The sequence below is a fragment of the Streptomyces sp. NPDC050534 genome (genome assembly GCF_044457745.1).
Classification (GTDB): Bacteria; Actinomycetota; Actinomycetes; order Streptomycetales; family Streptomycetaceae; genus Streptomyces.
In genome coordinates this window covers 17,916-38,400 of sequence record NZ_JBITHF010000020.1, presented here as the reverse complement: position 1 = coordinate 38,400, position 20,485 = coordinate 17,916, and the positions used below count along the sequence as shown (strand labels likewise).

The 20,485-nt window shown below is 72.5% G+C and carries 17 protein-coding genes; 14 read left to right on the top strand and 3 right to left on the bottom strand.

The features are described from left to right. The first annotated feature begins 10 nt into the window (after positions 1–10). From dxr to ACIBN2_RS42845, 6 genes are all read left to right on the top strand, one after another. A complete protein-coding gene (gene dxr / locus ACIBN2_RS42870) occupies positions 11–1,279 on the top strand; it encodes a 1-deoxy-D-xylulose-5-phosphate reductoisomerase (RefSeq protein ID WP_399143087.1) in 1,269 nt (422 codons plus the stop codon). Between the two features lie 8 nt (positions 1,280–1,287). After that, complete coding sequence (locus ACIBN2_RS42865) at positions 1,288–2,580, top strand: M50 family metallopeptidase (RefSeq protein ID WP_399143222.1); 1,293 nt, start codon at positions 1,288–1,290, stop codon at positions 2,578–2,580. 169 nt (positions 2,581–2,749) lie between these two features. Then, complete coding sequence (gene ispG, locus ACIBN2_RS42860; RefSeq protein ID WP_399143085.1) at positions 2,750–3,907, top strand: flavodoxin-dependent (E)-4-hydroxy-3-methylbut-2-enyl-diphosphate synthase; 1,158 nt, start codon at positions 2,750–2,752, stop codon at positions 3,905–3,907. Between the two features lie 208 nt (positions 3,908–4,115). Continuing rightward, on the top strand, positions 4,116–4,964 hold the full coding sequence (locus tag ACIBN2_RS42855; RefSeq protein ID WP_399143084.1) for a GNAT family N-acetyltransferase: 849 nt from the start codon (positions 4,116–4,118) through the stop codon (positions 4,962–4,964). Between the two features lie 54 nt (positions 4,965–5,018). Continuing rightward, positions 5,019–5,585 carry a GNAT family N-acetyltransferase gene (locus tag ACIBN2_RS42850; protein ID WP_399143082.1) on the top strand — a complete coding sequence of 189 codons (567 nt, stop codon included), beginning with the start codon at positions 5,019–5,021 and terminating at the stop codon, positions 5,583–5,585. Between the two features lie 72 nt (positions 5,586–5,657). Continuing rightward, positions 5,658–7,361 (top strand): proline--tRNA ligase, encoded by a 1,704-nt coding sequence (locus ACIBN2_RS42845; protein WP_399143081.1) that lies wholly within the window; start codon positions 5,658–5,660, stop codon positions 7,359–7,361. 115 nt (positions 7,362–7,476) lie between these two features. Here ACIBN2_RS42845 and ACIBN2_RS42840 read toward each other — a convergent pair whose 3' ends face one another. From ACIBN2_RS42840 to ACIBN2_RS42830, 3 genes are read right to left on the bottom strand one after another with little or no spacing between them, the layout of a single operon-like run. Beyond that, on the bottom strand, positions 7,477–8,376 hold the full coding sequence (locus ACIBN2_RS42840) for an aminoglycoside phosphotransferase family protein (RefSeq protein ID WP_399143079.1): 900 nt from the start codon (positions 8,374–8,376) through the stop codon (positions 7,477–7,479). A 27-nt stretch (positions 8,377–8,403) separates the two neighbouring features. Continuing rightward, on the bottom strand, positions 8,404–8,871 hold the full coding sequence (locus ACIBN2_RS42835; protein WP_399143077.1) for a ferritin-like domain-containing protein: 468 nt from the start codon (positions 8,869–8,871) through the stop codon (positions 8,404–8,406). After that, positions 8,868–9,389, bottom strand: coding sequence for a hypothetical protein (locus ACIBN2_RS42830; protein WP_399143075.1), 522 nt, complete (start codon positions 9,387–9,389; stop codon positions 8,868–8,870). Before ACIBN2_RS42830 ends, ACIBN2_RS42835 begins: the two co-directional genes overlap by 4 nt. Before the next feature lie 296 nt (positions 9,390–9,685). On the opposite strand from ACIBN2_RS42830, the gene rimP reads away from it, so the two are divergent. From rimP to ACIBN2_RS42790, 8 genes are all read left to right on the top strand, one after another. After that, entirely contained in the window at positions 9,686–10,198 is a 513-nt protein-coding gene (gene rimP / locus ACIBN2_RS42825; RefSeq protein WP_399143073.1) for a ribosome maturation factor RimP, read from the top strand. Positions 10,199–10,200: 2 nt separating this feature from the next. Further along, complete coding sequence (nusA, locus tag ACIBN2_RS42820; RefSeq protein WP_399143071.1) at positions 10,201–11,211, top strand: transcription termination factor NusA; 1,011 nt, start codon at positions 10,201–10,203, stop codon at positions 11,209–11,211. Positions 11,212–11,312: 101 nt separating this feature from the next. After that, the gene (locus tag ACIBN2_RS42815; RefSeq protein ID WP_399143069.1) at positions 11,313–11,591 is read left to right on the top strand and encodes a YlxR family protein; all 279 of its coding nucleotides are present in this window, start codon (positions 11,313–11,315) and stop codon (positions 11,589–11,591) included. Positions 11,592–11,736: 145 nt separating this feature from the next. Beyond that, positions 11,737–14,838, top strand: coding sequence for a translation initiation factor IF-2 (infB, locus tag ACIBN2_RS42810; protein WP_399143067.1), 3,102 nt, complete (start codon positions 11,737–11,739; stop codon positions 14,836–14,838). A gap of 133 nt (positions 14,839–14,971) precedes the next feature. Further along, positions 14,972–15,265, top strand: a complete 294-nt coding sequence (locus tag ACIBN2_RS42805; protein ID WP_399143065.1) for a DUF503 domain-containing protein — start codon at positions 14,972–14,974, stop codon at positions 15,263–15,265. A 32-nt stretch (positions 15,266–15,297) separates the two neighbouring features. Further along, the gene (rbfA, locus tag ACIBN2_RS42800; RefSeq protein WP_399143063.1) at positions 15,298–15,744 is read left to right on the top strand and encodes a 30S ribosome-binding factor RbfA; all 447 of its coding nucleotides are present in this window, start codon (positions 15,298–15,300) and stop codon (positions 15,742–15,744) included. Further along, on the top strand, positions 15,741–16,646 hold the full coding sequence (gene truB, locus ACIBN2_RS42795) for a tRNA pseudouridine(55) synthase TruB (RefSeq protein ID WP_399143062.1): 906 nt from the start codon (positions 15,741–15,743) through the stop codon (positions 16,644–16,646). The genes rbfA and truB overlap by 4 nt, the downstream gene beginning before the upstream one ends. A 257-nt stretch (positions 16,647–16,903) precedes the next feature. Continuing rightward, positions 16,904–20,452: a trypsin-like peptidase domain-containing protein gene (locus ACIBN2_RS42790; protein ID WP_399143061.1), complete on the top strand. Its 3,549-nt coding sequence runs from the start codon at positions 16,904–16,906 to the stop codon at positions 20,450–20,452. Positions 20,453–20,485 lie beyond the last annotated feature (33 nt).

The following is a 20,485-nucleotide window of genomic DNA, read 5'->3' as shown; positions in this document are numbered from 1 at the left end:
CAATGGAGGGATGAGCGACAGTCCAGCCCCACTCGCCGACCCGCACCTCGTCTACGACCCCGTGGGGGGCAGCGGCCCGAAGGACGTGGTGATCCTCGGCTCCACCGGGTCGATCGGCACCCAGGCCATCGACCTCGTACTGCGCAATCCCGACCGCTTCCGGGTCACCGGGCTCTCGGCCAACGGCGGCCGGGTCGCCCTCCTCGCGGAGCAGGCGCACCGGCTGCGGGTGCGGACCGTGGCGGTCGCCCGCGAGGACGCGGTGCCCGAGCTGCGCGAGGCGCTCGCCGCGCGGTACGGCGCGGGGGAGCCGCTGCCGGAGATCCTCGCCGGCACGGAGGCGGCCAGTCAGCTTGCAGGCTCCGACTGTCACACCGTCCTCAACGGCATCACCGGCTCCATCGGCCTCGCCCCGACCCTCGCTGCCCTGGAGGCGGGCCGCACCCTCGCGCTCGCCAACAAGGAATCGCTCATCGTCGGCGGCCCGCTCGTCAAGGCGCTCGCCAAGCCCGGGCAGATCATCCCGGTCGACTCCGAGCACGCGGCCCTGTTCCAGGCGCTGGCGGCCGGCACGCGCGCGGACGTACGGAAGATCGTCGTGACGGCCTCCGGCGGCCCCTTCCGCGGCCGTACGAAGGAGCAGCTGGCGAACGTCACCGTCGAGGACGCGCTCGCGCACCCCACCTGGGCCATGGGCCCGGTGATCACGATCAACTCGGCGACCCTGGTGAACAAGGGGCTGGAAGTGATCGAGGCGCACCTCCTCTACGACATTCCCTTCAGCCGCATTGAGGTGGTCGTGCATCCCCAGTCGTATGTCCACTCGATGATTGAGTTCACGGACGGATCGACGATCGCCCAGGCGACGCCCCCCGACATGCGCGGGCCGATCGCCATCGGCCTCGGCTGGCCCGAGCGGATCCCCGACGCGGCCCCGGCCTTCGACTGGAGCAAGGCGTCGACGTGGGAGTTCTTCCCGCTGGACAACGACGCCTTCCCGTCGGTGAACCTCGCCCGGCACGTGGGTGAACTCGCGGGCACCGCCCCGGCGGTGTTCAATGCGGCCAATGAGGAGTGCGTGGAGGCGTTCCGCAGCGGAGCGCTGCCCTTCAACGGGATCATGGAGACCGTGACCAGAGTGGTCGAGGAACACGGCACCCCGCCCACGGGAACTTCACTCACCGTGCCGGACGTCCTCGAAGCGGAGACCTGGGCACGGGCCCGGGCCCGGGAACTGACGGCGCAGACGGCTTCGGCCACCGCGGAGGCGCGTGCATGACATCCCTGATGATGGTCCTCGGCATAGTGATCTTCGTGGTCGGCCTGCTGGTCTCGATCGCGTGGCACGAGCTGGGGCACCTGTCCACCGCCAAGCTCTTCGGCATCCGTGTGCCGCAGTACATGGTGGGCTTCGGCCCGACCATCTGGTCACGGAAGAAGGGCGACACCGAGTACGGCTTCAAGGCCATCCCGTTCGGCGGCTACATCCGCATGATCGGCATGTTCCCGCCCGGCGACGACGGCCGGATCACCGCGCGCTCCACGTCCCCCTGGCGCGGCATGATCGAGGACGCCCGCTCGGCGGCCTTCGAGGAGCTCCAGCCCGGGGACGAGTCCCGGCTCTTCTACAAGCGCTCGCCCTGGAAGCGGGTCATCGTGATGTTCGCGGGACCCTTCATGAACCTCATCCTGGCCGTGGCGCTGTTCCTCACGGTCCTGATGGGCTTCGGCATCGCCCAGCAGACCACCACGGTCAGCTCGGTCTCGAAGTGCGTCATCGCCCAGAGCCAGAACCGCGACGCCTGCAAGAAGGGCGACCCGGCGTCCCCGGCCGCGGCTGCGGGCCTCAGGGCCGGCGACAAGATCGTCTCCTTCAACGGGGTGCGGACGCACGACTGGAACAAGCTCTCCGACCTCATCCGCGCCACCCCGGGCAAGGACGTGGCGATCGTCGTCGACCGCAAGGGCCAGGACGTCACGCTGCACGCGAAGATCGCCAGCAACCAGGTCGCCAAGAAGGACTCCAGCGGCCAGGTGGTCCCCGGCAAGTTCGTCACCGCGGGCTTCCTCGGCTTCAGCGCGGCCAACGGTGTGGTCCGCCAGGACTTCGGCGAGTCCGTGACCTGGATGGGCGACCGGATCGGCGAGGCCGTCGACTCCCTCGCGGCCCTGCCCGGCAAGATCCCGGCCCTGTGGAACGCGGCCTTCGACGGCGCCCCCCGCCAGCCGGACTCCCCGATGGGTGTGGTCGGCGCGGCCCGCGTCGGCGGTGAGATCTTCACCCTCGACATCCCGCCCACGCAGCAGCTGGCCACGGCCCTGATGCTGATCGCCGGCTTCAACCTCTCGCTGTTCCTGTTCAACATGCTCCCCCTCCTCCCTCTCGACGGCGGCCACATCGCCGGCGCCCTCTGGGAGTCCCTGCGCCGCAACCTCGCCCGAGTCCTGCGCCGCCCGGACCCGGGCCCGTTCGACGTGGCGAAGCTCATGCCGGTGGCGTACGTGGTGGCGGGGGTGTTCGTCTGCTTCACGCTCCTCGTGCTGGTCGCTGACGTCGTCAACCCGGTGAAAATCACCTAGTCATGTGGTGTTCGGGGCGGCCTGGAACGCTTTGTTCCGGGCCGCCCTCCCATTGAGTGGGTTTGAGGCTGCGATGTGCCCGGGCCTGCGCACGTGCCGTAATCTCAAAGTCTGGAGCCCGCTGCTGACGGGACCGGACCTTGATCCACGACTTGGGGTTGCACAGCAGATGACTGCGATTTCTCTCGGCATGCCGTCCGTTCCGACCAAGATCGCCGAGCGGCGCAAGAGCCGGCAGATCCAGGTCGGATCCGTGGCCGTGGGCGGGGACGCCCCCGTGTCCGTGCAGTCGATGACCACGACCCGTACGTCCGACGTCGGCGCGACGCTCCAGCAGATCGCCGAGCTCACCGCCTCCGGCTGCCAGATCGTGCGGGTCGCCTGTCCTACGCAGGACGACGCGGACGTGCTCGCGACCATCGCCAAGAAGTCGCAGATCCCGGTCATCGCCGACATCCACTTCCAGCCGAAGTACGTGTTCGCCGCGATCGAGGCGGGCTGCGCCGCGGTCCGCGTGAACCCCGGCAACATCAAGCAGTTCGACGACAAGGTCAAGGAGATCGCGCGGGCGGCCAAGGACCACGGCACCCCGATCCGCATCGGCGTGAACGCCGGCTCCCTCGACCGCCGCCTGCTCCAGAAGTACGGCAAGGCGACCCCCGAGGCCCTCGTCGAGAGCGCCCTGTGGGAGGCGTCCCTCTTCGAGGAGCACGACTTCCGCGACATCAAGATCTCGGTCAAGCACAACGACCCGGTCGTGATGATCGAGGCGTACAAGCAGCTCGCCGCCCAGTGCGACTACCCGCTGCACCTCGGCGTGACGGAGGCCGGCCCCGCCTTCCAGGGCACCATCAAGTCGGCAGTCGCCTTCGGCGCCCTCCTCTCCCAGGGCATCGGCGACACCATCCGCGTCTCCCTGTCGGCCCCGCCGGTCGAGGAGGTCAAGGTCGGCAACCAGATCCTGGAGTCCCTGAACCTCAGGCAGCGCGGCCTGGAGATCGTCTCCTGCCCGTCCTGCGGCCGCGCCCAGGTCGACGTCTACAAGCTGGCCGAGGAGGTCACGGCGGGCCTGACCGGCATGGAGGTCCCGCTGCGCGTCGCCGTCATGGGCTGCGTGGTGAACGGCCCGGGCGAGGCCCGCGAGGCCGACCTCGGCGTCGCCTCCGGCAACGGCAAGGGCCAGATCTTCGTCAAGGGCGAGGTCATCAAGACCGTCCCCGAGTCCAAGATCGTCGAGACCCTCATCGAGGAAGCGATGAAGATCGCCGAGCAGATGCAGGCGGAGGGCACGGAGTCCGGAGAGCCGTCGGTCTCGGTGGCGGGCTGACCGAAACGTTTCGCAGCGCCGGTCGGCGATCTCGGCCCGTCCGGCGCTTGAGGACGAGGCCGTCCAGGCCGAAGCGGGGGCCCGGGGGCGCAGCCCCCGGACGGCCACAACAGCCAAGCCCCACTTGACGACGGACGGGGGCGGCGCTGCAAAGCTTCCGCAGGTACAGTGCGGAGATCAGCAGAACCCGCAGCGTGAGGCCCCCCGAGTGTTGACCCAGACCACCTCCCGGGTGCTCGAACCGAGCGACCTGGACTCCGCGCTCGCCATCCTCGATCGTGAGCCTGTCGCGAACGCCTTCGTGACGTCACGGGTCCAGGTCGCGGGCCTCGACCCGTGGCGCCTCGGCGGCGAGATGTGGGGCTTCTACGAGGAGGGCATGCTGACCTCCCTCTGCTACGCGGGCGCCAACCTCGTCCCGATCTGCGCCACTCCGCGCGCCGTGCGCGCCTTCGCCGACCGCGCCCGCAGGGCCGGCCGCCGCTGCTCGTCGATCGTCGGGCCCGTCGAGCCCACCGCCCAGCTGTGGAGCCTGCTGGAACCCGGCTGGGGCCCGGCCCGCGAGGTCCGCGCCCAGCAGCCCCTCATGGTCACCGACCGCATGCCCGACGGCATCGCCCCGGATCCGTACGTCCGCCGCATCCGCAAGGACGAGGTGGAGACGATCATGCCGGCGTGCGTGGCGATGTTCACCGAGGAGGTCGGCGTCTCGCCGCTGGCCGGGGACGGCGGGCTGCTGTACCAGGCGCGGGTCGCCGAACTCGTCGGCTCCGGCCGCTCGTTCGCGCGCCTCGACGAGCACGGCAAGGTCGTCTTCAAGGCCGAGATCGGCGCGGCCACCGCCCACGCCTGCCAGATCCAGGGCGTGTGGGTGGCGCCCGAGTACCGTGGGCAGGGAGTCGCCGCCCCCGGCATGGCGGCCGTGCTCCGCTACGCGCTCGCCGACGTGGCCCCGATCGCCAGCCTCTACGTCAACGACTTCAACACCCCGGCGCGCAGGGCGTACCGGCGGGTGGGCTTCCAGGAGGTCGGCGCGTTCATGAGTGTTCTGTTCTAGCCGCACCTCACAGTGCTGTTCTGACCCTCGTACGAGCCCTGTAGTCTCCCCGGCATGCTGCGCTTTCCCGGCCACGGACACCGCCGGCCCGACGACGTCGTGATCGGCCCCCTCGATCTGTCCGCCCGGGTCGACGAGGCGCTCGCCGTGCAGGCCCTGGCCTTCGGACTGGGCGCCGACGAGGTCGCCGTACGCCGGCAGATCGTCCTGCGGCACATGACGTATCCGGGGGCCCGCGCTCTCGGCGCCACCATCGAGGACCGCCTGGTCGGCTTCGTCTACGGCATGCCGAACGACCGCACGCACTGGTGGTCCACCGTCGTGGAGCCGTACGTGCGCGCGCAGGGCCACGAGAGCTGGCTCGACGACTCGTTCGTGATCACCGAACTGCACGTCCACCCGGGCCACCAGAACCGCGGCATCGGCCGCAGTCTGATCACGACCATCACCGACGGCGCCGCCGAGCCCCGCTCGATCCTCTCGGCGATCGACGTGGACAGCCCGGCCCGCGGCCTCTACCACTCCCTCGGTTACGAGGACCTCGCCCGCCAGGTCCTCTTCCCGAGCGCCCCGAAGCCGTACGCGGTGATGGGCGCCCCGCTGCCGCTGCGCCACCGTTAACCGATTTCCACCGGATGCGGCCCCCCGGCTAACCTCCTGCCATCACCTAGACGCAGCAGGAGTACGAGAACCATGGCGAACGCACCGGTCCAGCGCATGTCCCAGTTGATGGCCAAGACGTTGCGTGACGACCCGGCGGACGCCGAGGTCCTCAGCCACAAACTGCTCGTCCGGGCCGGCTACGTCCGCCGTACCGCGGCCGGGATCTGGAGCTGGCTGCCGCTCGGCAAGAAGGTCCTCGCCAACGTCGAGCGCATCGTCCGCGAGGAGATGGACGCGATCGGCGCCCAGGAAGTGCTGCTCCCCGCCCTGCTGCCGCGGGAGCCGTACGAGGCGACCGGCCGCTGGCAGGAGTACGGCCCCGAGCTGTTCCGCCTCAAGGACCGCAAGGGCGGCGACTACCTCCTCGGACCGACCCACGAGGAGATCTTCACCCTCCTGGTGAAGGACCAGGCGTCCTCGTACAAGGACCTGCCGGTCGTCCTCTACCAGATCCAGCACAAGTACCGTGACGAGGCCCGTCCGCGGGCCGGCATCCTGCGCGGCCGCGAGTTCCTGATGAAGGACTCGTACTCCTTCGACACCGAGGACGAGGGGCTCGCCCGCTCCTACGCCCTGCACCGCGAGGCCTACCAGCGGATCTTCGAGCGCCTCGGCCTCGACTACCGCATCTGTGCCGCGACCGCGGGCGCCATGGGCGGCTCCAAGTCGGAGGAGTTCCTCGCCCCGGCCGAGGCCGGCGAGGACACCTTCGCCGACTGCCCGAACTGCGACTTCGCGGCCAACACCGAGGCGATCACGTACGAGCTGAAGCCGGTGGACGGCTCCGGTGTGCCGGCCGTCGAGGAGCTCGACACCCCGGACACCCCGACCATCGAGACGCTCGCCGCGTTCCTCGGTGTCCCGGCCTCCGCCACGCTGAAGAACCTCCTGGTGAAGGTCGACGGCGAGATCGTCGCCGTCGGTGTCCCGGGCGACCGCGAGGTCGACATGGGCAAGGTCGAGGCGCACTTCGCCCCGGCGCTCGTGGAGATGGTGACCGAGGCCGACTTCGCGGGCCGCCCGGACCTGGTCCGCGGCTACGTCGGCCCGCAGGGCCTGGGCGAGAAGGTGAAGTACATCGCCGACCCGCGCGTGGCCCCCGGGACCGCCTGGACCACCGGCGCCAACAAGCCGGGCGTGCACGCCAAGAACGTCGTGGCCGGGCGGGACTTCGAGGTCGGCGAGTACGTCGACGTCGTGGTCGTCCAGGACGGCGACCCCTGCCCGAAGTGCGGCACCGGCCTCAGGCTGGACCGCGCCATCGAGATCGGCCACATCTTCCAGCTCGGCCGCAAGTACGCCGACGCCCTCAAGCTCGACGTCCTCGGCCAGAACGGCAAGCCGGTCCGCGTCACCATGGGCTCCTACGGCATCGGCGTCTCCCGCGCGGTCGCGGCCCTCGCCGAGCAGACCGCCGACGAGCAGGGCCTGTGCTGGCCGGCCGAGGTCGCGCCGGCCGACGTGCACGTGGTCGCCGCGGGCAAGGCCCTGCAGACCGAGCTGGCCCTCGAGGTCTCCGAGAAACTGCGGGCGGCCGGGCTGCGCGTCCTGGTCGACGACCGGGCCGGGGTCTCCCCGGGCGTGAAGTTCACCGACTCCGAGCTGATCGGCGTACCGAAGATCCTGGTCGCGGGCCGCCGCGCCGCCGACGGGGTGCTGGAGCTCAAGGACCGCAGGACCGGTGAGCGCGAGGAGCTGACGGTGGACGAGGCGATCGCCCGCCTGACCGCTTGAGGAACCTCCTCAGGAAGCTCTCCGGGCCCGTGCACCGCCACCTGAGTCCGCTCAGGTGGCGGCCCGGGCGGCCTGCGCGGCGGGGGCGCACCCAAAACCCGCAGCGACCCCCGGCCTAGAGCCAGCCGGCGAACTCCAGCAGCAGCTCCGCGTCCTTCGACCGCCCCACCCGGAGCGCCCGTACACCGGACTCCACGGCCCGGAACAGCGTCCACCGCCGCAACCGCTCCTGATCCACGTCCAGCGATTCCGCGAGCCGCTTCACCCGCCGCCTGATGATCGACGCCCCCGACGGCGAGGCGATCAGGTCCTCCACCCGGTCCCGCACCAGCCGCGCCAGGTCGAAGGCACACTCACCGACGACCGGATCGGGCCCGACCGCCAGCCACGGCATCCGCTCCGCGGCCAGCACCTTGCTCTGCCGGAACGTCCCGTGCAGCAGCCGGTGCTCGGGCGGCGCCGCCAGCAGCGACTCGCGCGCGGCCAGCGCCGCGTCCACCAGCGCCGCCACGTCGCCGAAGCCGGACGCGGTCGCCCGCATCGCTCCGGCCTGCCGCCCCGTCCGTTCGGCGACGGTCTCGAAGGAGTGGGCGGCAGGCGGCTCGACCCACAACCGCCGCAGCGTCCCCGCCGCCTCCAGCAACGCCTTCGCCTCGGGCAGCGACCGCACGGACACGTCCGGGTTCAGCCGCTCCAGCAGCAGCACACCCTCCAACGGGGGCTCGTCGAGCAGCTGCACCGCACCCGTCCCGCCCCAGTGCGCGAGAGCGCCCCGCTCGCTCTCCGGCCGGGCCCGGGGCGGTGCCAGCTTGAGCACCGCGGGGGTGCCGCCCGGCCTGCGCACCAGCAGGACCAGGCTGCTGCGCCCACCGGGCACCTGCACCCGCTCCACGGTCAACTCGCGTAGCGCGACGGCCTGTTGCGCCACTTCGGGCAGCTTCTCCAGCCAGTCGTCGCCGTCGGGTGCCGTCTCGCCGAGCGCCCTGACCAGACGCTGCGGCGGTTCGAAAGCCATGCGCGAGTCGTTCCCTTCCAGTACGCGTTACGCCGTGGGCGCCGACGAGGGCGAGGCCGTGGTCGCCCGCTCGGCGAGCCCAGGGAAGGCTACGCTCTCGCCGCTCCAGCGCACCGCCCGCACCGCCGCCTCCCGCAGCGCCTCGGCGGCCGAACGCCGCTGCTCGCCCCCGGTTGCCCGCACGAGGTCGGAGTACACCGCGGCCACCCGCTCCTCCAGCTCGCCGGCGAACCGCAGGGCCGCGCCCGAGTCCGGCACCGGGAACGGCAGCGCGTACGCGGGCGCCGCGGCCACCGGGGTGCCGCCCAGGTCCCGGACCCGGCGGGTCAGCGCGTCCCGCCGGGCCCGGTGCGCGTCGTACGCCGACCGCGCCTCGGCACGCCGTCCCTCGCGGATCCGCCCGCCGACGACGCCGTAGCCGTACACGGCCGCATGCTCGGCGGCCAGCGCCGCCTGCAGGGCCTTGAGCTCCTTCTCGTCCGTCCCGCCGCTCATCCGGCATCCTCCGTCAGCAGGTACGCGTGCGCCGCTCCGGCCGCCGCCACCGAGGCCAGCAGCCGCGCCAGCTCGCCCGGCACGTCCAGGAGCGCCGCCATGCGCCGGTCGGACAGGGCCCGTTCGGCGGCGGCGAGCTCGGCCAGGGCGTCCTTCTCGGTGGCCGGGGTGGGTGAGACCGCGCCGGACGCCGACGGCGACGCCGTCCCCGTGCTCCCCTTCGCGGACGTCCCCCCGAACGCCTCCGTATGCCGCACGACCTCGGCCCGCAACGGCCCCAGCCGCTCGGCCACCTGCGGATGCGTGGCGATCACGGCGTCGTACCGCCCGACCATCCCCGCACTCTCACGCGCCGCCAGCGCCCGCGCCTTGCGGGTCACCGACTGGCTCCCGGCGGCACTCTCCTCGGACTCCCGGCCGCCGGTACATCCCGCCAGCAGGGCGGCCCCGGCGGCGGAGACGAGCAGGGCTCTTCGGCGAGGCCCCGAGGGGACCCGCAAGGGTGGGGGGTACGACACGGCTGACGTCCTCGGGGGGTGCGTACGAACACATGGGCGGGAACCGCCGTTGATCACGTTACCCGCGAAGTGGCCCACGTCATATCACCGGCTCGACAGCCCGCCTCGAGGGGCGCGGGGAACTGCGCGATCAACCACACACGACCCGCACTCGCCCGAGCAGAGCGGCCCCCCGGGCCGGACGGCGCCGTGGCCCCACCGCCGGAGGCAGGACGCAACACCCTCTGCGACCGGATACCCTTTGACCAGACACGCGACCTTCCCACAACAGCACACGCGGCCGAGGAGTCACCCGGATGAGCACCACCCAGAGCGAGAGGCTGCGAGAGCTCCTGGAACCGCTCGTCACCTCCCAGGGGCTGGATCTCGAAGAGATCGCAGTGGACTCCGTCGGACGGAAGCGGGTGCTGCGCGTGGTCGTCGACTCGGACACGGGTGCCGACCTGGACCAGATCGCCGATGTGAGCCGTGAGCTCTCGGCGAAGCTCGACGAGACGGACGCGATGGGCGCCGGCGAGTACACCCTCGAGGTCGGAACCCCCGGCGCGGAGCGTCTCCTCACGGAGCACCGGCACTACGTGCGTGCCCTGGACCGCCTGGTGAAGTTCCAACTGGCCGAGGGTGACGAGCTGGTGGCCAGAATCCTGAAGGTCGACGACGAGGGCCTCGACCTGGAGGTGCCCGGGGTCAAGGGCCGCAAGGCCACCAGCCGCAGACTCGTCTTCTCCGATATCGGCAGGGCGCGCGTGCAGGTCGAGTTCAGCCGCAAGGACAACGAGAAGCCCAACCAGAAGGAAGAGGAGGCGTAGCCGTGGACATCGACATGAGTGCCCTGCGGGGCTTGGTACGGGAGAAGGAGATCTCCTTCGACCTGCTGGTCGAGGCGATCGAGTCGGCCCTCCTCATCGCCTATCACCGCACCGAGGGAAGCCGCCGACACGCGCGCGTGGAGCTCAACCGGGAGACCGGACATGTGACCGTGTGGGCGAAGGAGGACCCCGAGGACCTCGAAGAGGGCCAGGAGGCCCGCGAGTTCGACGACACCCCGTCCGGCTTCGGCCGTATCGCCGCCACCACCGCCAAGCAGGTCATCCTGCAGCGGCTGCGCGACGCCGAGGACGACGCGACGCTCGGCGAGTACGCCGGCCGCGAGGGCGACATCGTCACCGGCGTGGTCCAGCAGGGCCGCGACCCAAAGAACGTGCTGGTGGACATCGGCCGCCTCGAGGCCATCCTGCCGGTGCAGGAGCAGGTGCCGGGCGAGACGTATGCGCACGGGATGCGGCTGCGCTCGTACGTCGTACGAGTGGCGAAGGGGGTCCGCGGCCCGTCCGTCACCCTCTCTCGCACCCACCCCAGCCTGGTGAAGAAGCTCTTCGCCCTGGAGGTGCCGGAGATCGCCGACGGCTCCGTGGAGATCGCCGCGATCGCCCGTGAGGCCGGCCACCGCACCAAGATCGCCGTCCGCTCCACCCGTTCGGGCCTGAACGCCAAGGGCGCCTGCATCGGCCCCATGGGCGGCCGGGTGCGCAACGTGATGGGCGAGCTGAACGGCGAGAAGATCGACATCGTCGACTGGTCCGACGACCCGGCCGAGATGGTGGCGAACGCGCTGTCGCCGGCGCGGGTCTCCAAGGTCGAGGTCGTCGACCTCGCCGCCCGCTCCGCGCGCGTGACGGTGCCGGACTACCAGCTGTCGCTGGCGATCGGCAAGGAAGGGCAGAATGCCCGGCTTGCGGCCCGGCTCACCGGCTGGCGGATCGACATCCGCCCCGACACCGAGCAGCCCGCGGAGCAGCACGGGGAGCAGCGCGGGGAATAGATCCGAGCCGCGTATGGCTCAGATCACGACAGTTGTATGCGCGGAAGTGTTCGATTCTTGCCCCAAAGGGGTGAGGTCGCTCCGGGGAGGTAGACTTAGGAGTGTCTGGCCGGACGCGCGCCCGCGCATGCCCTGAACGCACCTGTGTGGGGTGCAGGCAGCGAGCGGCCAAGAAGGATCTGCTGCGCACTGTGGCGGTCGAGGGTGAATGCGTCCCCGATCATCGCGGTACGCTGCCCGGCCGGGGTGCTTACGTGCACCCCGCCGTGGTCTGTCTCGACCTGGCGGTACGTCGCCGGGCGTTCACGCGGGCGCTGCGCGCCCCGGGAGCGCTCGACACCAAGGCGTTGCGCCTCTACGTCGAGCAGCCGACACCGTAAGAAGCGTCGTACGGAACCCCGTGCGGCCCTGGTACCCCGCGAGTTGGAAGTAGGTCGAGATTGCGATGAGCACTCGATGAGCACGCGATGAGTACGCCCATGAAGTAGCGACGGTCCGGACGCACCCGGACCTAAAAGGAGCGAAGTGGCTAAGGTCCGGGTATACGAACTCGCCAAGGAGTTCGGGGTGGAGAGCAAGGTCGTCATGGCCAAGCTCCAAGAACTCGGTGAATTCGTCCGTTCGGCGTCTTCGACCATCGAAGCGCCCGTAGTCCGTAAGCTGACGGACGCCCTCCAGCAGGGCAACGGAGGCGGCAAGCCCGCCTCCGCCCGCAAGGCTGCCCCGGCGAGGCCGGCAGCCCCCTCTTCCGCGCAGGCCGCCCGTCCGGCTGCCCCGCGCCCGCCGGCCCCCAAGCCGGCCGCCGACGAGAAGCCCGCGGCCTCCGCCGCGCCGGCTGCTCCCGGCCCCCGTCCCACTCCGGGCCCGAAGCCCGCGCCGCGGCCCGCCCCGGCGTCCCCGGCTCCGGCCGCGCCCGAGTTCACGGCACCTCCGGCGGCTCCAGCCGCCCCGGCTGCCGGTGCTCCGGCCGCCGGTGCCCGTCCCGGCGCTCCGCGTCCGGGCGGCCAGGCTCCGCGTCCCGGCGCCCGTCCGGCCGGTTCCGGCCAGGGTGGCCAGGGCCGTGGCGGCGAGCGTTCCGGCGGTGGACGTCCCGGCGGCCAGGGCCAGCGGCCCGGCGCCCGTCCGGCCGGTCCCCGTCCGGGCAACAACCCCTTCACCTCCGGCGGCTCCACCGGCATGGCGCGCCCGCAGGCGCCCCGTCCGGGCGGTGCCCCGCGTCCCGGCGGCCCGGGTGCCCCCGGTGGCGCTCCGCGTCCGCAGGGCGCCGGTCAGGGCCCGCGTCCGCAGGGTGCCGCGGGCGGTCCCCGTCCGCAGGCTCCGGGCGGCTCGCGTCCGACCCCGGGCGGCATGCCTCGCCCGCAGGGCGGCGGTCCCCGTCCCGGCGGCGGCCCCGGCGGCCCGCGTCCCAACCCCGGCATGATGCCGCAGCGTCCTGCTGCCGGCCCGCGTCCCGGCGGCGGTGGCCCCGGTGGCCGCGGTCCCGGCGGCGGCGGTCGTCCCGGTGGTGGCGGCGGCGGTCGTCCGGGCGGCGGCGGCTTCGCCGGTCGTCCCGGTGGCGGCGGCGGTGGCGGCGGCTTCGCCGGTCGTCCCGGTGGCGGCGGTGGCGGCGGCGGCTTCGCCGGTCGTCCCGGCGGTCCCGGTGGCGGCGGTGGCCGTCCCGGCTTCGGCGGTCGTCCCGGTGGTCCGGGCGGTCGTGGTGGCACGCAGGGCGCCTTCGGCCGTCCCGGCGGTCCCGCGCGCCGTGGCCGCAAGTCGAAGCGGCAGAGGCGCCAGGAGTACGAGGCCATGCAGGCCCCGTCGGTCGGCGGCGTGATGCTGCCTCGCGGCAACGGCGAGTCCATTCGCCTGTCGCGCGGTGCCTCCCTCACCGACTTCGCGGAGAAGATCAACGCCAACCCGGCGTCGCTCGTCGCGGTCATGATGAACCTCGGCGAGATGGTCACGGCCACGCAGTCCGTCTCCGACGAGACGCTGCAGCTTCTCGCCGACGAGATGAACTACACGGTTCAGATCGTCAGCCCCGAGGAGGAGGACCGCGAGCTGCTCGAGTCCTTCGACATCGAGTTCGGCGAGGACGAGGGCGGCGAAGAGGACCTGGTCGTCCGTCCGCCGGTCGTGACCGTCATGGGTCACGTCGACCACGGTAAGACCCGACTGCTCGACGCCATCCGCAAGACGAACGTCATCGCGGGCGAGGCCGGCGGCATCACCCAGCACATCGGTGCCTACCAGGTCGCGACCGAGGTCAACGACGAAGAGCGCAAGATCACCTTCATCGACACCCCGGGTCACGAGGCGTTCACCGCCATGCGTGCCCGTGGTGCGAAGTCGACCGACATCGCGATCCTGGTCGTCGCGGCCAACGACGGCGTCATGCCGCAGACGGTCGAGGCGCTCAACCACGCCAAGGCGGCCGACGTCCCGATCGTCGTCGCGGTCAACAAGATCGACGTCGAGGGTGCCGACCCGACCAAGGTGCGCGGTCAGCTGACCGAGTACGGCCTGGTGGCCGAGGAGTACGGCGGCGACACCATGTTCGTCGACATCTCCGCCAAGCAGGGTCTGCACATCGACTCGCTGCTGGAGGCCGTGGTCCTCACCGCGGACGCCTCGCTCGACCTGCGGGCCAACCCGAACCAGGACGCGCAGGGCATCTCGATCGAGTCCCGCCTCGACCGCGGCCGCGGTGCCGTGTCGACGGTCCTCGTCCAGCGAGGCACGCTGCGGGTCGGCGACACGATGGTCGTGGGCGACGCCTACGGCCGTGTGCGCGCCATGCTCGACGACAACGGCAACAACGTCGCCGAGGCCGGCCCGTCGACGCCGGTCCAGGTCCTGGGCCTGACCAACGTCCCGGGTGCGGGCGACAACTTCCTGGTGGTGGACGAGGACCGTACGGCCCGTCAGATCGCCGAGAAGCGTGCCGCCCGTGAGCGCAACGCCGCGTTCGCCAAGCGCACGCGCCGTGTCTCCCTCGAGGACCTGGACAAGGTGCTCAAGGCCGGCGAGGTCCAGCAGCTCAACCTCATCATCAAGGGTGACGCTTCCGGTTCCGTCGAGGCACTCGAGTCGTCCCTGCTCCAGCTGGACGTCGGCGAAGAGGTCGACATCCGCGTCCTGCACCGCGGCGTCGGTGCGGTCACGGAGTCGGACATCGACCTGGCGATGGGCTCCGACGCCATCGTGATCGGCTTCAACGTCCGCGCGGCCGGCCGCGCGGCGCAGATGGCCGAGCGCGAGGGTGTGGACGTCCGGTACTACTCGGTCATCTACCAGGCGATCGAGGAGATCGAGGCGGCCCTGAAGGGCATGCTGAAGCCGGAGTTCGAGGAGGTCGAGCTCGGTACGGCGGAGATCCGCGAGGTCTTCAAGTCGTCCAAGCTGGGCAACATCGCGGGTGTTCTCATCCGCTCCGGCGAGGTCAAGCGCAACACCAAGGCGCGCCTCGTCCGCGACGGCAAGGTCATCGCGGAGAACCTCAACATCGAGGGTCTGCGTCGCTTCAAGGACGACGTCACCGAGATTCGCGAAGGGTTCGAGGGCGGTATCAACCTCGGCAACTTCAACGACATCAAGGTCGACGACGTCATCGCGACGTACGAGATGCGGGAGAAGCCGCGCGTCTGATCCAGCACGCGATCGGGGCCGGTCGGCGGGAGCGAATTTCCGTCGATCGGCCCCGGCCGTTGCGTGTACGGTTCCGGTATCGGCGTCGGAGCGGCGCCCATACCCCGAACCGGCGGGACATCCGGGTACACACATGTATGTGGGGACACTGTCCTTCGACCTGCTCCTCGGCGACGTCCACTCGCTCAAGGAGAAACGCTCTCTCGTCCGTCCGATCGTGGCCGAGCTCCAGCGGAAGTACGCGGTGAGCGTGGCGGAGACGGGCCATCAGCACCTCCACCGCAGAACCGAGATCGGGCTCGCGGTGGTCTCGGGGGAATGGGAGCACCTCACCGACGTACTGGACCGCTGCGAGCGGCTGGTCGCCGGGCGGCCCGAGGTGGAACTGCTCTCGGTTCGACGCAGGCTCCACAGCGACGAAGACTGAAGCAAGAAGAAAGCACTTAAGGAGACGGACCAGTGGCCGACAACGCGCGCGCCAAGAGGCTGGCGGACCTCATCCGAGAGGTGGTGGCCCAGAAGCTGCTGCGCGGGATCAAGGACCCGCGGCTCGGCTCGAACGTCACCATCACGGACACCCGGGTCACCGGGGACCTGAGGGAGGCGACCGTCTTCTACACGGTGTACGGGGACGACGAGGAGCGGGCGGCGGCGGCCGCCGGCCTGGAGAGCGCCAAGGGCGTTCTGCGCTCCGCGGTCGGTGCGGCGGCGGGCGTGAAGTTCACGCCGACGCTGACCTTCGTGGCCGACGCCCTGCCGGACACCGCCAAGACCATCGAGGACCTCCTCGACAAGGCCCGGATGTCCGACGAGCAGGTGCGCGAGGTCTCGGCCGGCGCCACCTACGCGGGCGACGCGGACCCGTACAGGAAGCCGGGCGAGGACGAGGACGACGCCACCGAATGACCCAGCAGATCCGGACGCCCGACGGGCTTGTCGTCGTCGACAAGCCCTCGGGCTTCACCTCGCACGACGTGGTCGCCAAGATGCGCGGCATCGCCCGCACCCGCCGCGTCGGGCACGCCGGCACCCTCGACCCCATGGCGACGGGCGTGCTCGTGCTCGGCGTCGAGCGGGCCACCAAGCTGCTCGGTCACCTCGCGCTGACCGAGAAGGAGTACCTGGGCACGATCCGTCTCGGGCAGACGACGGTCACGGACGACGCAGAGGGCGAGATCACGGGGTCGCACGACGCCTCGAAGGTCACCCGCGAGGCCGTCGACGCCGGGATCGCCAAGCTGACCGGCGCCATCATGCAGGTGCCGTCGAAGGTGAGCGCCATCAAGATCGACGGCGTGCGCTCCTACAAGCGGGCCCGGGAGGGCGAGGAGTTCGAGATCCCGGCCAGGCCGGTCACCGTCTCGTCCTTCGAGGTGTACGACATGCGGGACGCCGTCGCCGAGGACGGCACCCCGGTGCTGGACCTCGTGGTCTCCGTCGTCTGCTCCTCCGGCACCTACATCCGGGCCCTGGCCCGGGACCTGGGCGCCGGCCTGGGCGTCGGCGGCCACCTCACCGCGCTGCGCCGCACCCGCGTCGGCCCGTACAAGCTGGACGCCGCCCGGACGCTGGAGCAGCTCCAGCAGGAGCTGGCCGTGCTGCCGATCGCCGAGGCGGCCGCCGCCGCGTTCCCGCGCTGGGACGTCGACGCCCGCAGGGCCCGGTTGCTCACCAACGGCGTACGGCTCGAGATGCCCGAGGTGTACGCGGGCGGCGGCCCCGTGGCCGTCTTCGACCCCGACGGGAGCCTGCTCGCGCTCGTCGAGGAACAGAAGGGCAAGGCGAAGAGCCTGGCCGTCTTCGGCTGAGGCATCGCGAGGGGCACCGGGGCCGTGTGTCCGTGGAGCGGCGAACACGGGGTTGCGCCGCCGCTCCACGGTCCCCCCTCGGTTCCCCCACCCCTAGGGTGTATCCACCCGCCCCCGCCTGTTCACCCGTGCGGGCAGGCGCTCGGAGTGAACCGAGGGAGCGGAAGGGGGCGCGTTCGCACTGCGATCTGTCCCGCTGATCACCACGCGCCTACCGTCGAAGTGTGGGCACAGGTGTACGGCGGGGAGGTTCGGCCATGGCGGGACGGGGCCCGCGGACGACCGGGGGCGGACACCGGCAGACGGACGACGTGCGGACCGGACGCGCGCGTGCCGTGGACCCTCCGGTCCTGGACGCCGCCGTGGTCCGCATCCGCGACCTGGCCGGCCGCCCCCGCGGCACCGGCTTCGTCGCCGACCACCACGGCACCGTGATCACCAGCCACGAGGCCGTCGACGGTCTCGCCCGGCTGGTCCTGCACGCCTCCGGCGACCGCACCTGCCTGGTGACCGCGGACGCGGTGACCCCGCTGCCCGCCCTGGACCTGGCCCTCGTACGCACCGAGGGCCTGGACGTGGACCCGCTGCCGGTCACGGTGCGGGACCGGGTCGAGTCGGGCACGTACGTGCGGATCGCCGCCGGATGCTGGCGCGAGGCACGGGTGCTCCACGCGACCTCCGTGACCTATGCGGCGACGGACCGGTTCCACCTCCTCGACGAGGCCATGGAGCTGGCGATCGGCACGGACGGCCGCGACGCGCTGCGGCTGGGCGGCGGGGCGGCCGGAGGACCGGTGCTGGACGCCGGGACCGGCGCCGTGGTGGGCGTCCTCGGCACCGCGCTCCACTCCGGCCACCGCGACGTCGGGTTCGCCGTCCCGCTCCGCCCCCACTCCCCGCTTCGCCCGGACGAGGGGACCCTCGCCGCACCCGGCGGCCCACTCGCCGACCTGCTCGCCCGGAACGCGGCGACGGTGCCCGCCTACGGGGCCGACCTCAACCTGGCGGGCGTACTGGAGCTGACGGCCACATCGGTGGGCCAGGACGGACCTCCGGGAGCACTGGCGACGCACGCCGGACGGGCGGGCGACGCGGTCGAGCCGGTCGAACGGGACGTGACGGCACGGGAGTTCGCCGCGTTCGAGCGCGGCCCGGCCGCCGTCCTCGGCCTCGTCGGGGCACCGGGCAGCGGCCGTACGACGGAACTCGCGTCCCTCGCCGCCCGGCGCGCCCGCGGCGCCGCACCGGCCCCCACCCTGTGGCTGCGCGGCGCCGACCTGAAGGACGACGACACCTCGGTCGCGGACGCGGCCCGCCGGGCGCTGACCCGCGCCGCCCGCATCGTCGCGTCGTCCGGGCCGGCCGGAGAGCCCGGCGACCTCACTCCGGAGCGCCTGGCGGAGGTCGCCCGGGCCGCGGGCCGTCCGCTGCTGCTCCTCCTGGACGGCCCCGAGGAGATGCCGCCCGTGCTGGCCCACGGCCTGCGGGAGTGGACGCAGGGGACCGCGAGCTGGCTGGGGGAGACCGGGGCGCGGCTCGTGGTGGCGTGCCGGGCGGAGTACTGGGAGCGGGCCGGAGCGGAGTTCCCGGAGGAGTCGCTGTACGGAGGAGCCGCCTTCGGAGGGCTGCCGTCGTGCGTGCGCCTCGGCGACCTGCGGGCGGACGAGGCACGCACGGCCCACGCGCGGTACGGCATCCCCGAGGGCGCCCTGGCGGACTCCGACGCCTGCCACCCCCTCACCCTGCGGCTGCTCTCGGAGGTCCGCGCCGCCCTCCCCGACGCCTCCCACGCGCGCGTGGACCGCGACGACGTCCTCTCCGCGCACCTCGACCTGATGTGCCTGCGCGTCGCCGTGCGGCTGGCCGCCGAGAACGGCCTGCGCGGCACCGCCGTACGGCGTCTCGCCGCGAAGGTCGCCGGACAGGTCCACGAGGCCGCCCGCCGCAGCCTCGGCCCCGGGCAGGGAGAGCTGGACCGGGAGACGTTCGAGGCGGTGTTCCCTTGGGGCCAGGCGCCCGCGCGGCTGGGCGGCGGCACCGGCTGGGCGTCCGCCGTCCTCACCGAGGGACTCCTGGTCCCCGCGGGCAGCGGCTACCGCTTCGCCCACGAGGAGCTCGCCGACTGGATCCAGGGCATGCACCTCGACCTCGACGAGGCCCTCAAGGCGCTGGTCCACCGCCGCACCCCGGACGGCGACCGCCTCCTCTCCGTCCCGCACCACCGCATCGGCCCCGTCGTGCAGGCCCTGCTCCTGCTCGCCCGGCAGCACGGACCCCACCGACTCGCCGACCGGCTGCGGGAGTTGGCACTCGCCCTGGACGCGGACCCGCGGTCCTGGTGGGCCGCCCGCCTCCTCACGGAGACCCTGCTGCGCGTACCGGACGCCACGCCCTACGAGGAGGTCCTGGGCCTGCTCGTGGAGCGGCTGGTGGCGGCGCGCGGGCAGGACGGCCCGAACTCCCCGGAACCCGAAGGCGATTCACGTGCCGTCCCCGACGCCCTGGCCGCCTTCGGCCCGGGCTTCTGGACCGCCCTGGCCCTTCCGCAGGCCGGCCGCCTCGACCTGCTCCGCGGTCTCCTCCTGGCCGACGGCCCCCCGCAGGAGACCGGCCCCCGTTTCCTGGACGCCGTCTCACACCTCCTCGCCGCGGACCCCACCGCCGTACAGTCGCTCCTCACCCAGTGGTTCGACGACGACCGGCCGCTCCCCGCGACGCCGCACGCGACCGTCGCCGAGGCGGCGCAGGCGCTGCTGCACACGCATCGGCATCTCGCCCTGGACGAACTGACCGAGGTGCTCGTCGAGAGCGCGCACCGGCGGGCCGACGAACTGCTCGCCGTGCTGGCGGAGGACGAGCCCTCCGCGGTGTGCCGGGCCGTCGACCGGTGGGCCCACGACGAGCGGCCCGCGCGGCGGGTGGCGGCGGTGTCGTACGGCCTGTGCGCCGCGCCGCACGTCCGCATCGAGGCCGACCGCGAACTGCTGCGGTACGCCGCCCTCGCCCTGCTCGCGCGCCCCGCCGACTGCACGCTGCACGGCGGCGCGCTCGCGCTCCTCGTACGCGATCCACGCACGCGTGCCCGCCATCTCCCGCGGGCGCTGCGGCACTTCGCGGCCGACGACCCGCGCTTCCCGCCGAGCGCACTGGTCCCCGCGCTGGCCACGCACCCGGAGCCGGTCCTCGACGCCTTCCGCGAGCGGCTGCGCAGGCCGGGCGCCGGGCGGGCGCTGCGCACGCTCGCCGACGTCACCACGCCCTCGCTCGCGCGAAGGGTCGCCGTCCTGGTGCGCGAGGCGGTGCGGGAGCACCCGGAGACCGCCGCGGACGTCGCCGCCTACGTAGACCGGCGGCTCGACCAGGGGCCGCCCGCCCGGGCCGTGCTCCTGCCCCTGGTCACCGGGCTCCTCGACGGCGGCCCGGAAGAGGTGCGGGCCGCGCTCGCCGCCGTCGTCGCAGCCCCCGGCGCGCCCGCCTCCCGCCTGCTGCGCCGCGAGCTCCTCGACTTCCTCCTGGCCCGCGAGGAGGCCCCCGCCGTCCTGGACGCCCTGCTGCACGCCACGGGACGGCGCTCCGGGGACGACGTGCGCGACCTGGTGCACCGCACCGGCCTCCTCCTGGTCCGGACCCCGGACGGCGCGACCCGCTTCGACCGCGGACTGGTCGACCTGGGCCGGCACGTCCCCGGCTTCGCCGCCCGCATGGCCGGCTGGCTGGCCGACGCCCCCCAGGCATGGGCTGCGGTGGTCGGCCCCAGTACCCGCCGGACGATCGAGAACCTTTCGGGCGTACGCGTGCCCGCCTGAGCCGTGCTCCCGCGTGCGTCGGGTCACAGCCAC